We start from the raw sequence: 12,091 nt of genomic DNA on the forward strand, positions 1-12,091 counted from the left end.
GGCTGGCAAGGCGCGTTCGCCCTGGACGCCGAGGCCCACGGCGAAGGGCCGCCCACGTTCGCCGCGATGCTCACCCAGGAATTCCAGTGGTCGCGCAGCCTCACGGTGGTGCTGCTGGGCATGACCGCCCACCTCCGGCGGATGCCCTGGTCGTTGCGGATCCGGTTCCTGCACGCGCTGCTGTACTACCCGATCCTCACGTTCACGATCGCCGGCGGACTCTGCCTCGCACCGATCGCGGTGGTCACCGGTCTCCAGTGGGTCAACGTGCCCTACCTGGAGTTCCTCGTCCGCTGGGGCGCGGTCAACTGCTGGGCGCTGGGGATGGGGCTCGTCCTGCGGTGGGCCGGTGTCCGTCGTCCGAACACGGCGCCGCTGCTGAGCTGGGAGGAGTGGCTCTACATGCTCACCCGCTGGCCGCTCATCCTGCGCGGGGTGGTCGCCGCGGTCGTGCAGCGGATCCGGCCCACACCGATCGACTTCCGCGTCACCCCGAAGGGCGCCGACGGATTCCAGAGCCTCCCCACCGCCGTGATCTATCCGTACCTGTTCCTGAGCCTGACGATGTCGACGTTCGCGCTGGCCGGTGAGTACGTGACCCGCACGCCGTCCTGGGGTTACCTGCTGCTCTGCCTGCTCGCCGCGGCGACGTACACGATCGTCAGCCTCAGCGTGCCGCTGCTGCACGCGCGAGAAGCCGCCACTGCCACCGGGACGAACCTCCGCTACGCGCTCGAGCGCACGGCGCGGGTCCCGTTCGTGCTCGCGGTGTTACTGACCATCCCGCTGGGCGTCGCGATCGCCAGTTATCCCTACGTCCATTTGCGCATGCTCCTGCTCTGACCGACCGCCGGGACCGGGCCCGGTCGAATACACCGAGGAAAATTCATGACCCGAACAGTCCTGGTCACCGGTGGTGGCGGCTTCATCGGCAGCCATACCTGCGTCGAACTGCTGCGGCACGGTGATGACGTCGTCGTCGTGGACGACCACTCGAACAGCTCACCGCTCGCTCTCGAACGAGTGGCGGCGATCGCCGGACGGCCGCTCACCGCGTACTACCGGGGCGACGTCCGGAACGCCGACCTGCTCGGCACGGTCTTCGATCGGCACCGCATCGACGCGGTGATCCACTTCGCCGCGAAGAAGGCCGTCGGCGAGTCCGTCGACATCCCGCTGGAGTACTACGACGTCAACGTCGGCGCGACGACGGTGTTGCTCCGCACGATGCTGCGGAACGACGTCCACCGCCTGGTTTTTTCGTCGTCGTGCTCGATCTACGGGCAGACCGACCGGACGCCGCTCGGCGAAGCCGAGCCGGCTTCGCCGACCAACCCGTATGCCCGCTCGAAGTGGTTCTGCGAAAACCTCATCGCGGACGCCTGCCGCCGGTACCCCGAGCTGACCGCCGTCGCGCTGCGGTACTTCAACCCGATCGGCGCGCACCCCACCGGGCTGCTCGGCGAGGACCCGACCGGCGTGCCGAACAACGTGATGCCGTTCCTGCTCCAGGTCGCCGTCGGACGCCGCCCCGAGCTGCAGGTGTTCGGCGACGACTACCCGACCGAGGACGGCACCTGCGTGCGGGACTACATCCACGTGCTGGACGTCGCTGACGGCCACCGCGCGGCGCTGCGGCACGTCGGTGCGGACTTCGAGGTCTTCAACCTCGGCACCGGTGTCGGCACGTCGGTCCTCCAGCTCGTGCGCGCGTTCGAAGAGACCTGTGACGTGCCGATCCCGGTGCGGATCGTGGGCCGCCGGGCCGGCGACGTCGCTCGGCTCGTCGCCGACCCGCGTGCGGTCCGTGCGGCGTGGGGCTGGCGCGCCACCCGCGATCTGGCCACGATGTGCCGCGACGCGTGGCAGTTCCAGCGGCTCAACCCGTCCGGCTACGCCGGGGCCGCCACGGCGAGCGGCCCTGGCTGGGAGGCGCCCGCCCAGGCCGACCTGGTCACGCCCAGCGTCGCGCCGAAGTAGTCCGCGATCCCGGACGGGAGCGTGAACGTGGACGTCGTGCGGGCGGCGGCCAGCGGTGAGTCGGACCGGAGCGTGTACTGCGTGACCGCGCTGCGCTGCGCCGGAACGGTGACCGTCGGCACCGCTGTGACGTCCTGGAGCCGCGGGTCGCCGTCGAACCCGGCGCCGTCGGCCTCCTGGCCGGTGGCAGTGCGCCAGACCGCGACCGAGGTGTACGCCCCGGTGCCCCAGAGCAGCAGCGGACCGGAGACCCTGCCGTAGTAGGTGTTGCCGGTCAGGCGTGTTTCGCCGGTGGTCAGGCCGTTGGCCTTGACCACCGGCACGGCGCCCAGCGCCACGAAGACGTTGTTGGCGATCACCGTGCGGCGTGGCCCGGTCGCCAGCTGGAGAACCGGATGCCGGGTCGAGACGATCGTGTTGTGGTAGATCGCGGCGTCGCTGATCCGGCCGGCGATCGTCATCGCGCCGTAGTCACCGGCGCCGCGCGCGTCGTCGACGCTGATGTTGAACCGGACGGTGTTGCCGGTGTTCAGATCGTTGGCGCGACCGGTGTAGACCATGATTCCCGGCCCGTCGTTGGAGTACGACAGGTTGTGCTGGAGCACCGAGGATCCGACGTTCTGGTCCAGGTCGAAGCCGCCCCCGTCGATGGACGCACCGGTGCGGTTCCGATAGGCGATGTTCCGCTCGATCGTGATGCGGCGGGAGTCGTACGCCCAGATTCCGTACGGTCCCTCGGGCGCGCGGCACTGGGAGCCGTTCTCGTACGCGGTCGAATCCGCGATGACCCCGCCGTCGACGCTGCCGAGCACGATCCCGCTGCCGGTGTTCGCGGTAAGGTTCTGCGGGTCGCCGAGGTTGCGGTACGCGTTGACGCTGCGCACCCGGACGTCGGCGTGCGCGTACGCGCCGCCGGCCGGGCCGAACGGCGGTCCGTAGACGAGGACGCCGGTGTCCCGGTTGTCGTGTGCGAGCACGGATTCGATGAGGACGTCCTGGAATCCGGCGCCGCTCACCATCGTGCCGATGTCGATGCCGTTCTTGAAGCCGCTCACCTCAACCCGGGCGATGCGGAGGTACGGCACCCGGGTGGTCCGGGCCTTGTCGAGGTAGATCGAGATCCCACCGACCCGCGTGTACGCCCCGGCGTCCCCGATCACGGTCAGGTCCTGGATCACGATGCCACCGGCGTTCCAGACGAAGATCCCGGAGTCGCCGTTGCCCGCGACGATCGCGCGCCCGGTGCCGTACGACCCGACGACCAGCGGCTGCTCGGCGGTTCCGGAGGCGCTGATCACCAGCGGACCGGTGAATCGAGCGCCGCCCTGGAGCAAGAGCCGATCACCGGGACCGAGCGTCTCGCGATTCGCCCTGGAGAGCGTCCGCCAGGCCGTCGTCGTCGCGCGGCCGTCGGCGGCGTCGCTGCCGGTGGCGCTGAGATAGAACGTTCGTCCCGCCGCAGCGGCGGCCGCGTGTGAGGGGAGTGCGGGAGCGACCATGGCACCGAGTATCAGTGCGATCGCTCCCCACCGTTTGCAGGCGTCCGCGGACCTCCGCATCCCAATCTCCCAAATAGGTGTTTCATGGATTTAGTTCCATGATTCCCCTAATCGAGAGTTTTTAGAGTTTTTGTGCGGAACCGATGAGTACCGAGACGGGGACGGCGAGCCCATCGGCATCCGCGTAGGCGGCGGCCAGGCGCTCGTACGCCGACCGGATCCGGCGGCGGGTCTCCGGCGTCTGCCCGGTGATCGTCGCGGAGGTACGGACGGTGGCCGCCAGCATGGCGTCCCACAATTCGGCGGCAGAACCGACGCGGTGCGCGAACGAGACGACCTCGACCCGCGGGTCGGCCAGGCCCGCACCGCGCAGGAGCCGTTCGAGTGCCGCGGAATCCGCGAAGCGGAAGAACGCCGGACCGGGCGGCACCTCGTCCGGTGGCGCGGCGCCGGCCTCGGCGACCGCGTCCGCGAACAGGCCGGCCAGCCGGCCGCGGTCGGGGCGGTCCCAGACGCTGACCGCCACCCGGCCGTTCCGGGCGGTCACCCGCGCGAAGTCCGCCACGGCCCGCTCGGGATCACCAAGATGCATGAGCCCGAAGCCGCTCAGGACCGCGCCGAATGATCCATCGCCGAACGGCAGTGACTCCGCGTCGCCGACCCGCACGTCCAGACCGCGCGATCGACGACGGGCCAGCGCCACCATCGCCGGTGCTATGTCGACCGCGACCACGTCGGCGCCCCGCCGTAACGCCGCCGCGGCGACGTACCCGGGGCCGGTGGCGACGTCCAGGACCTTGGTGCCGGGCACGATGCCGGCCGCGTCCAGCAGCGGGTCGGCGAGCCGGCCGGTGATACCGGCGAAGAACCGGTCGTACGCCTGCGACCGCTGCTGCCAGCCGGCCGCCTCGAAGGTGTTGAATGCTGCGCTCTCGGTGTCGCTCATCGTGCGACCTCCTGGCCGTTCGGGCTACCGGCGGCGGCACCGTATCGTCGGGGCCGTGAACAGCGGTAAGTACGGGCGCTTCCTCGTGATGGCCGTGTTGGTGCTCGTCGCCGACCAGGCGTCCAAGTTCTGGGCGGTCCGGGCGCTCACCGACGGTCGCGAGATCACGGTGCTGCCGCCGCTGATCGACTTTCGCCTGGTTTACAACAGTGGCGCCGCGTTCTCCATCGGCGAGTCCGTGACCTGGGTCTTCACGCTGGCGGCCGCGGCGGCCGTGGCCGGCATCCTGTATTACGGCCGCCGCGTGACGTCGCCGGCCTGGGCGTTGACGCTGGGCGCCGTGCTGGGTGGCGCCGTCTCGCACCTGGGCGACCGCCTGTTCCGCGAGCCGGGTTTCGCCCGCGGGCACGTCGTGGATTTCATCGACTACAACGGGCTGTTCGTCGGGAACGTCGCCGACATCGCACTCGTCCTGGGCGCCGCGATGCTCGCGTTCCTGAGCTGGCGCGGGGTGCCGGTGCGCGAGGATGTTCCGTCGACCCCGTAGCCGCGGTTCGAATGGTTAGCCTAACCTAATCAGGCGGTCCCGATGCGTTCGGAACCGCTGTGCACCGTGCCCGCGGCCCGAGGAGCTGTCGTCCCATGAGCTTGCCCATGCGGGTGTGGACTGGTGAAGTCGTCCGCACCGAAGACCTCACCCCGGCCCTGCGTCGTATCGTGCTCGGCGGTACCGGGCTGGAGGGTTACGCCACCACCGGCGTCGGCGACGAGTACCTGCGGCTGATCTTCCCCACCGCCGACTCGCGGGAGCCGATCCTACCGACGGTGACCGACAACTGCCTGGACTACGGGTCGATCGACCTGGCCACGATGCGCACCTACACGGTGCGGGACTTCGACGCGACGAGCGGCGAGGTCACGATCGACTTCGTCATCCACGACGGCGGGGTCGCGGCGGAGTGGGCCCGGAAGGCGACGCCCGGCGACCTGGTCGGCCTGAACACCCCCGACGGCATGTACGACCCGCCGGAGGGCCTGGCCTGGCAGTTCCTGATCGCCGACTTCGCCGCGCTGCCCGCCGCCGCCCGGCTGATCGAGAACGTTCCGGCGGGTGTCCGGACGCGGGTGGTGCTCGAGGTGCCGGACGCGGAGCACCAGATCGAGCTGGCCGCCGGGCCGGACGTCGAGGTCACCTGGATCCACGGCGGCAACGGGCACGCTCCGAGCCGGCTCGAACAGTGCGTACGGTCGCTGCCGCGGCCGGACGGCGTCGGCTACATCTGGGTGGCCGGCGAGACCCGCGAGATGCGCGGCGTCCGGAAGTACCTGCGCAAGGAGCTGGGCCTGCCGTCGACCGCGTTCAAGACCGTCGGGTACTGGACCGACGGCGCGGAGCGCTGGCGCGAGGGTTACGCGGCGCTCGACGCGGAGACGAAGGAATCGCTGGAGGCGCTCTGGAGCGTCGACGCGGACCTCACCGACATCGAGATCCAGTACGACGAGCGCCTGGCCCGCCTCGGCCTGTAAGGCTTGCCATAGTCGCTATACCTAGAACTACTATGCATCGCAGTTCTAGGGTTAGGCGGCCTAATGCACATCACCAAAGATCTCGTCGCGGCCTCGGCGACGCCGCTCGTGCTGGGGATCCTGGCCGAGGGTGAGAGCTACGGCTACGCGATCCTCAAGCAGGTCAACGAGCTGTCCGGCGGGCAGCTGGAGTGGACCGACGGTTTGCTGTACCCGCTGCTCCACCGCCTGGAGCGGCTCGGGCACGTCGAGTCGTTCTGGGAAACACCGTCCGGCGGACGCCGCCGGAAGTACTACCGCATCACCGAGCAGGGCCGGGCGGAGCTCGTCGAACAGCGTCGGCAGTGGGCTGCCGTCGTCGACGCGCTGCGCGGCGTCTGGAGCAACGCCCAGTCCCCGGGTGCGCCGGCCTTCGGAGCGGGGCTATGACCGTGGACAGCCAAGAAGGCTTGGAGAGCCAGATCGCCGCGTGGCGGAGCTACATGGACCGGCGCCAGGAACTGGCCCGTGCCGACGCCGACGAGCTGGAAGACCACCTTCGTAACCGGATCACCGAGCTGACCGAATCGGGGCTCCACGCCGACGAGGCGTTCCTGATCGCGGTCAAGCGCATGGGTAGCCTCGACGAGCTGTCCCGGGAGTTCGCCCGCGAGCACTCGGAGCGGCTGTGGAAGCAGCTGGTGCTGCCCGGCGAACCAGACCCGGCCACGGCAGACCGCCCCCGCCGCGAGCTGATCGCGATGGTGATCTGCGCGGGCGCGGCGGCGGTCGGCATCAAGATCCCGGCCCTGTTCGGCCTGGGCGACAACGAGGAGTTCTGGCTCCGGAACTTCAGCCTGTTCGCGCTTCCGGCGATGGCGGCGTACTTCCTGTGGCAGCGCCGGGCGAGCGCGCGAACCATCGGTGCCGTCGCGGGGCTGTTCGTCCTGGGTGCGGTCGGCGCGAACGTGTATCCGATGGACGAGGATTCGCAGTCGCTGGTGCTGACCGCGATCCATCTGCCGCTGGCGCTGTGGCTGGTGGTCGGCGTCGCCTATGTCGGCGGTGACTGGCGGTCGGGCCGGCGGCGGATGGACTTCATCCGGTTCAGCGGCGAGTGGCTGATCTACCTGGTGCTGCTCGCGCTGGGCGGCGGTGTGCTCACCGCGTTCACCGCCGGCACGTTCAACGCGATCGGGATCGACCCCGAGGAGTTCATCAGCGCCTGGCTGCTGCCGTGCGGTGGGGTGGCGGCGCTGGTCGTGGCGGCATGGTTGGTGGAGGCCAAGAAGAGCGTCATCGAGAACATGGCGCCGGTGGTGGCGCGGCTCTTCACGCCGCTGTTCGCGGTGACGCTGCTGGCGTTCCTGGTCGCGCTGGTCGTGACCCAGAACGGGATCGACGTCGACCGTGACGTCCTGATCCTGTTCGACCTGCTGCTCGTCGTCGTGCTGGGGTTGTTGCTGTACTCGCTGTCCGCGCGCGACCTCACGGCCCGGCCGGGCCTGTTCGACCGCCTGCAGCTCGGGCTCGTCGTCAGCGCGTTGATCATCGACGTCGTCGTGCTGCTCGCGATCACCGGCCGGATCACCGAGTGGGGCTTCACCCCGAACAAGTCCGCGGCGCTGGGCGAGAACCTGATCCTGCTGGCGAACCTGGCGTGGTCGGCGTGGTTGTTCCTCGGGTTCATCCGCGGCCGGATGCCGTTCGCGCGCCTGGAACGCTGGCAGACCGGGTACGTGGCGGTGTACGCGGTGTGGGCGTGGGCGGTCGTGCTGCTCTTCCCCGTCGTTTTCCAGTTCGATTGACGCCACCGCGGGGACGCCGGGCCGCGGCTCGCGCGCTGTGCCGGGGCGCGCGAGCCGCGCCCCGGCGCTCCGGCCGGTCAGGCCGGGACAGCTACCGGCACGGCGGCCTCCCGCCCGGCCGCGCGGGTCATCGCGACGCCGTAGCCGGCCACCGCGAACGCCGCGGTGGGCAGCAAGCTACCCAACCACTGGCTCGAGTTGCTGAGGAGCAGCATCGACTCCGGCAGCGGGCCCTCCCACGGCCAGAACACGACCTGCGGGAACCACAGCGGGCTCGAGGCGGGCGACAGATCGGTCACCGCTACGTCCACCAGCCCGACCAGCGCGACCGCGATGTCGGCGATGACCAGCACCGCCACGATCGCCGCCGGCCGCGAACGACGGGCGAGACCCGACGTGGCCGCGACTCCGACGACGAGCACCGCCGCGGCCACGAGCGCACGCAGGGAGTCCTCGGTGAACATCAGGCTCGCGTAGTTGGCCGCGCCGATCGGCGGCACGAGCAACACCAGGCCGACCGCCATCAGCACGATCCGCACCCACGACGACGTCGTCCCGAGCCGGCGTCCGACCAGCCCGCCGAACTTCCAGGCAGCCACCGCGACGCCGATCGGGATCAGCGTCAGGACGATCGCGATCGCGATCCAGCCGAACGACAGCCGGTAAACGACCGGGACGAGCCGCTCGAACGCTCCGATCACGACCAGAACGCCGAAGCAGACGACTATCGGGCCCCCCACCGCGGCGAGCACCGTCACCCGTCCGCTCCCGGCCCGCGGACGAACTCCGTCGCGCTGCGGCGCCTGCGGCGGCGACGCCACGGCCAGGCTCGCGGCGTACCGCAGCGCCCGCGCCGACCGCCGGAGCCGGCTCCCCTCGATCGCGTGCAGCTCGGCCTCCCACTCGCGGTGGGCGTCCGCGCGTTCCTCGTCCGGCCAGCGACGCGCGGCCGATCGCAGCAGCGCCCCGGCGATCGCGGCGACTGGTGCGGGCAGGCCCCCGCTCACCAGGCCACCCCCGTCGGGGCGCCGAGCGGTCCGGGGGCGCCGGCCGCGCGGGCCGCGCCGGGCATGCCGCCCGGGATCCATCGGGCGAACCGGTCGGCGAGCCTCGACGCCGTGCCCGGCCGTAACTGGGTGCGGGGCGACGAGCCGGTTCGCGCGTGCAGGACGGCGAGGGCGTGCCGGGCCCGCTCGACGCCGTCGGCGGTCAGACGGTAGTACCGCCGGGCCGGGCGGCCGGCTTCGATCGGATCGATCTCCTCCCAGTGCGTCTCGGCCCAGCCCGCGCGCTGCAGCCGGGTGAGGATCGGATACAACGTGCCGCTCGGCAGCCCGGACCGCTCCATCAGCTCGAGGCCGTAGCGGTCAGCAGCAGGGTCATCGAGGAAGCCGGCGAGCACGGCGGCGACCGCGACGGTCACTCTGAATTCTCCCATACTCGGGATTCTACATAGGGGCGCAACTACCCGTTAGGGAGTTGAACGGACATACTCTCCCTCGTCATCCCAGTCTTCGAGCATCGCGGCCAGCTCGGGGCAGGTGCGGTAGTCCGGGTGCGGGCACAGCAGAGCGCCTTCGATGAGCTCCAGCCGACGCCGCGCCTGAGCGATTCGCTTCTCGACGACCGCCCGCTGCCGGACCAGCGCTTCCGCCCGGTCGCCGGTGTCGTGCACCGTGAACAACTCGCGGATCTCGCCCAGCCCGAGCCCCAGTTCGCGCCCGATGCGGGTCAGCCGGACCTGGAGAACGTCGACTTCGGAGTACCGACGCTGCCCGTTCTCCCGGGACGGGCTGAGCAGGCCGGCGTCCTCCCAGTGCCGCAGCACGTGCGGCGCCACCCCGTACCGGGCAGCAACCTGGCCGATCGTCAATGCGGGGCTTGACTTCATGTGCACATTAGGGCCGATCGTCTGCGCATGGGCAACCTTCTCGCGAGGCGGCGCCGATGAGCGCCGCCGATGTTCTCGGACGGGTCGCGGTCGGCAGCGGCCTGCTGACCGCAGCGCAGGTCGTCGACAACGTGCTGGTCAGCGACGCGATGCACGAGGTGACGCTGACCGCACCGGAGTTCGGCCGGTGGACGACCACTCCGGGGCAGAACGTCCGGCTGGCGCTGGGACGGCTCAGCTTCGACGTGCTCCGCACCTATTCGATCTGGACGCACACCCCCGAGCGATCCGAACTGGTGCTCCGCGGCCTCGACGGCACCGGCCGCCCGGACGGCCCCGGCGGCACCTGGATGGCGTCCGCGGAACCTGGGTCCACAGTGCTGCTGACCGGGCCGCGCGGTGTGTTCCGGGTGGATCCCGCCGCCCCTTGGCACCTGTTCGCCGGTGACGAGTCCGGCGCGGTGCCGCTCCTGGCGATGCGAGCCGCACTGTCGCCCGCGGACGTCGTCCACGGCATGTTGGAGGCGGCCGGGAGGGCAGGACGGATACCCGCGCTCGGCGCGGACCTGCCGTGGATCGATCGGGACGATCGAGGTCTGGCGGACGCCGTCCGCGACCTGCAGCTGCCGGACGAACCGGGAGTCGCCTACCTCGCCGGGGAGCAGCAGGCGTGCCTGGCGATCCGGCGGTACCTGCGGGAGGAACGCGGCTGGCCACGGCGGTCGGTGCGGGTCTCCGCCCACTGGACACCGGGCAAACGCGGCATGGAGTAGCGGGTCACCGGCGCTGGGCGCCGGGATCCACAATGGCCCCGGTACGGAATTGTCGGCGGTCGGTGGTCTACTCGACCGCACAGCGAGATCGGGTACGGAGCGCTCTGGGAGGTGCCTGCGTGATGGCGGTGCTCACGTGGGGCTTCGCGATGATCCACCTGGGGATCGCCGCGGTGTGGCTGGGGTCGATGGCCTACAGCCTGCGGGTGGTGCAGCCCGCTCTCGACCGGGCGATCGACGATCTGGTTCGCCGCGAGGAGCTCGTCACGACGCTCGCACAGGGCAACCGGTGGCGGGTCGTCGGCCTGATCGGCGGCGTGATCGTGAGCGGCAGCGCGGTGGCCCTGCTCGCCGACGGGTCGGTCACGATCGGTTACGCGGTCGCAGTCGGCCTGTACCTCGTCGCGGCGGCGATCTTCGCGAACGTGTCCTGGCGGCACTGGCCGGCGCGCGTGTTCGCGCTGCCGGACGAGATCCCACGGTTCCGGCAGAGCCTGCGGCGGCAGGCGACGACGATGCTCGGGTTGGTGGGCTGCGCGTACGGCGTGGCGTTAGGGGTGACGACGGCGTCCGGAGCGGTTCCCTGACCGTTACGGCAGGCAGTAGACGTCGCCGGAGTTGGCCTCGTGGGGCAGCGCTGCGAGGTGGGCGGCCATCGTCTCCGCCGACGCCCACGCGTCGAAGTCGAGTGTCATGCTGCCACCCAGGGAGAGGTTGAAGCGCTCGAACCCCAGGGCCGCGGCCCGGTCCAGCGCGCGTCGCGCCACCGCACGCTCGATCGTCGTGAACTCGAACGACAGCGCAGGCAACGTGGTGCTCAGCCCGGCCAGCACCGCGTCCTCGAAGCCCTCGACGTCGATCTTGGTGAACGCGGGCGTGCCGTACTGCCCGATCAGGCTGTCGAGGGTGACGGTCGGCACGTGGATCTCGGTGTCCCAGACCTGGCCTTCCCAGCCACCGGCTCCGTCGGCGGCCTCCACGAAGTCCTTGGAGACCGTGGACACCGTCGGGTTCGCCGAGTTCACATAGAACGTGACCGTCGACTCGGACGCACCGCACGCGGCCTCGACGACGACCACGTCGGCGTCGTCGGCGTAGATCGTCCGGATCGCGCGGCTGCACAGCGGTTGCGGCTCCACTGCGACGACCCGGGCCCCGAGCCGGCGGAAACTCCCCGTGTGGTCACCGACGTGCGCGCCCACGTCGAAGACCAGGTCTCCCGGCCGCACGAACTGCGCGTAAAAGGCGTCCAACGCTGCGTCGTGCTCGGCGTTTCCGTAGTAGAAGTCCAGCGATCCGTGGATCGGCGCCGCCGCCGGGTCGGCCTTGAGGGAGGAGATTCTGGCGCTGTTGAGGGTCACGCCGAACGATAACCCGCAGCATCGTTGCCCGGCCCCGCTGAACCCTCCCAGCCTTCTTCCCGTGTTCCCGGCGCGCGACACAACGTCGCGCCTGGGCGAAACGGGTGAGTCAGTGACGTTGGATGCTCGAGTCAGCACGGCGAGTCCGGTTTGCGGTCCGGCCGCGGGGGTCCTGCTGCAGGCCGCCGTGCTCGGTGGTCTCGCCGCGAGCGTCGGGCTCGGCACCACCGGATGGCTGGCCGGCTCGACGTTCGCCCTCTGCACCTGGGCACTGCTCACCGGAGCACTACTCCGATCCGGCGCCACGACACTCGGCCCCGCCAACGC

Annotated in this window: 13 protein-coding genes and 2 pseudogenes; 9 read left to right on the plus strand and 6 right to left on the minus strand. The window is 70.6% G+C overall.

Going from position 1 to position 12,091, the window contains the following annotated elements; all coding sequences use genetic code 11:
* Positions 1 to 843, plus strand: an 843-nt coding sequence (locus BUB75_RS46910) for a glycosyltransferase family 2 protein (protein ID WP_218618143.1), incomplete at its 5' end; no start/stop codon positions are given.
* A 45-nt stretch (positions 844 to 888) separates the two neighbouring features.
* The gene (galE, locus tag BUB75_RS43840) at positions 889 to 1,980 is read left to right on the plus strand and encodes a UDP-glucose 4-epimerase GalE (protein ID WP_073266825.1); all 1,092 of its coding nucleotides are present in this window, start codon (positions 889 to 891) and stop codon (positions 1,978 to 1,980) included.
* Here galE and BUB75_RS43845 read toward each other — a convergent pair.
* Both BUB75_RS43845 and BUB75_RS43850 read right to left on the minus strand, forming a co-directional pair.
* Positions 1,893 to 3,479: a right-handed parallel beta-helix repeat-containing protein gene (locus tag BUB75_RS43845; RefSeq protein WP_178380145.1), complete on the minus strand. Its 1,587-nt coding sequence runs from the start codon at positions 3,477 to 3,479 to the stop codon at positions 1,893 to 1,895. The two genes, galE and BUB75_RS43845, sit on opposite strands and share 88 nt — an antisense overlap.
* Positions 3,480 to 3,600: 121 nt before the next feature.
* Positions 3,601 to 4,425 carry a class I SAM-dependent methyltransferase gene (locus BUB75_RS43850; RefSeq protein WP_073266829.1) on the minus strand — a complete coding sequence of 275 codons (825 nt, stop codon included), beginning with the start codon at positions 4,423 to 4,425 and terminating at the stop codon, positions 3,601 to 3,603.
* A 55-nt stretch (positions 4,426 to 4,480) separates the two neighbouring features.
* Here BUB75_RS43850 and BUB75_RS43855 point away from each other — a divergent pair, with 55 nt between their 5' ends.
* The 4 genes from BUB75_RS43855 (at position 4,481) to BUB75_RS43870 (ending at position 7,739) form a co-directional block, all read left to right on the plus strand.
* Complete coding sequence (locus BUB75_RS43855; RefSeq protein WP_218618144.1) at positions 4,481 to 4,972, plus strand: signal peptidase II; 492 nt, start codon at positions 4,481 to 4,483, stop codon at positions 4,970 to 4,972.
* A 95-nt stretch (positions 4,973 to 5,067) separates the two neighbouring features.
* Entirely contained in the window at positions 5,068 to 5,952 is an 885-nt protein-coding gene (locus tag BUB75_RS43860) for a siderophore-interacting protein (RefSeq protein ID WP_218618145.1), read from the plus strand.
* Positions 5,953 to 6,015: 63 nt separating this feature from the next.
* Complete coding sequence (locus BUB75_RS43865) at positions 6,016 to 6,381, plus strand: PadR family transcriptional regulator (protein WP_073266834.1); 366 nt, start codon at positions 6,016 to 6,018, stop codon at positions 6,379 to 6,381.
* On the plus strand, positions 6,378 to 7,739 hold the full coding sequence (locus BUB75_RS43870) for a permease prefix domain 1-containing protein (RefSeq protein ID WP_073266836.1): 1,362 nt from the start codon (positions 6,378 to 6,380) through the stop codon (positions 7,737 to 7,739). Before BUB75_RS43865 ends, BUB75_RS43870 begins: the two co-directional genes overlap by 4 nt.
* Before the next feature lie 77 nt (positions 7,740 to 7,816).
* Here BUB75_RS43870 and BUB75_RS43875 read toward each other — a convergent pair whose 3' ends face one another.
* Genes BUB75_RS43875 through BUB75_RS43885 form a run of 3 tightly spaced genes read right to left on the minus strand, consistent with a single transcriptional unit; the run spans position 7,817 to position 9,630 of the window.
* On the minus strand, positions 7,817 to 8,746 hold the full coding sequence (locus BUB75_RS43875; RefSeq protein WP_073266838.1) for a hypothetical protein: 930 nt from the start codon (positions 8,744 to 8,746) through the stop codon (positions 7,817 to 7,819).
* Positions 8,743 to 9,177 (minus strand): PadR family transcriptional regulator, encoded by a 435-nt coding sequence (locus tag BUB75_RS43880; protein WP_084742555.1) that lies wholly within the window; start codon positions 9,175 to 9,177, stop codon positions 8,743 to 8,745. The genes BUB75_RS43875 and BUB75_RS43880 overlap by 4 nt, the downstream gene beginning before the upstream one ends.
* 33 nt (positions 9,178 to 9,210) lie before the next feature.
* Complete coding sequence (locus tag BUB75_RS43885; protein ID WP_073266842.1) at positions 9,211 to 9,630, minus strand: MerR family transcriptional regulator; 420 nt, start codon at positions 9,628 to 9,630, stop codon at positions 9,211 to 9,213.
* A 56-nt stretch (positions 9,631 to 9,686) separates the two neighbouring features.
* On the opposite strand from BUB75_RS43885, the gene BUB75_RS43890 reads away from it, so the two are divergent.
* Positions 9,687 to 10,403, plus strand: coding sequence for a siderophore-interacting protein (locus tag BUB75_RS43890; RefSeq protein WP_084742558.1), 717 nt, complete (start codon positions 9,687 to 9,689; stop codon positions 10,401 to 10,403).
* 122 nt (positions 10,404 to 10,525) lie between these two features.
* Positions 10,526 to 10,990, plus strand: coding sequence for a hypothetical protein (locus tag BUB75_RS43895; protein ID WP_084742561.1), 465 nt, complete (start codon positions 10,526 to 10,528; stop codon positions 10,988 to 10,990).
* 3 nt (positions 10,991 to 10,993) lie between these two features.
* Here BUB75_RS43895 and BUB75_RS43900 read toward each other — a convergent pair.
* Positions 10,994 to 11,641: pseudogene (locus BUB75_RS43900) on the minus strand (FkbM family methyltransferase); the annotation flags it as partial.
* Positions 11,642 to 11,876: 235 nt separating this feature from the next.
* On the opposite strand from BUB75_RS43900, the pseudogene BUB75_RS43905 reads away from it, so the two are divergent.
* A pseudogene (locus tag BUB75_RS43905) lies at positions 11,877 to 12,091 on the plus strand (CDP-alcohol phosphatidyltransferase family protein); the annotation flags it as partial.

This window comes from Cryptosporangium aurantiacum (genome assembly GCF_900143005.1).
Taxonomy (GTDB): domain Bacteria; phylum Actinomycetota; class Actinomycetes; order Mycobacteriales; family Cryptosporangiaceae; genus Cryptosporangium; species Cryptosporangium aurantiacum.

What these genes read in the sequence shown, in the direction of transcription:
- galE (WP_073266825.1), top strand. Translation starts at nt 889, where the DNA reads ATGACCCGAACAGTCCTGGTCACCGGTGGTGGCGGCTTCATCGGCAGC.
- BUB75_RS43845 (WP_178380145.1), bottom strand. Translation starts at nt 3,479, where the DNA reads ATGGTCGCTCCCGCACTCCCCTCACACGCGGCCGCCGCTGCGGCGGGA.
- BUB75_RS43850 (WP_073266829.1), bottom strand. Translation starts at nt 4,425, where the DNA reads ATGAGCGACACCGAGAGCGCAGCATTCAACACCTTCGAGGCGGCCGGC.
- BUB75_RS43860 (WP_218618145.1), top strand. Translation starts at nt 5,068, where the DNA reads ATGAGCTTGCCCATGCGGGTGTGGACTGGTGAAGTCGTCCGCACCGAA.
- BUB75_RS43865 (WP_073266834.1), top strand. Translation starts at nt 6,016, where the DNA reads ATGCACATCACCAAAGATCTCGTCGCGGCCTCGGCGACGCCGCTCGTG.
- BUB75_RS43870 (WP_073266836.1), top strand. Translation starts at nt 6,378, where the DNA reads ATGACCGTGGACAGCCAAGAAGGCTTGGAGAGCCAGATCGCCGCGTGG.
- BUB75_RS43880 (WP_084742555.1), bottom strand. Translation starts at nt 9,177, where the DNA reads ATGGGAGAATTCAGAGTGACCGTCGCGGTCGCCGCCGTGCTCGCCGGC.
- BUB75_RS43885 (WP_073266842.1), bottom strand. Translation starts at nt 9,630, where the DNA reads ATGAAGTCAAGCCCCGCATTGACGATCGGCCAGGTTGCTGCCCGGTAC.
- BUB75_RS43890 (WP_084742558.1), top strand. Translation starts at nt 9,687, where the DNA reads ATGAGCGCCGCCGATGTTCTCGGACGGGTCGCGGTCGGCAGCGGCCTG.
- BUB75_RS43895 (WP_084742561.1), top strand. Translation starts at nt 10,526, where the DNA reads ATGGCGGTGCTCACGTGGGGCTTCGCGATGATCCACCTGGGGATCGCC.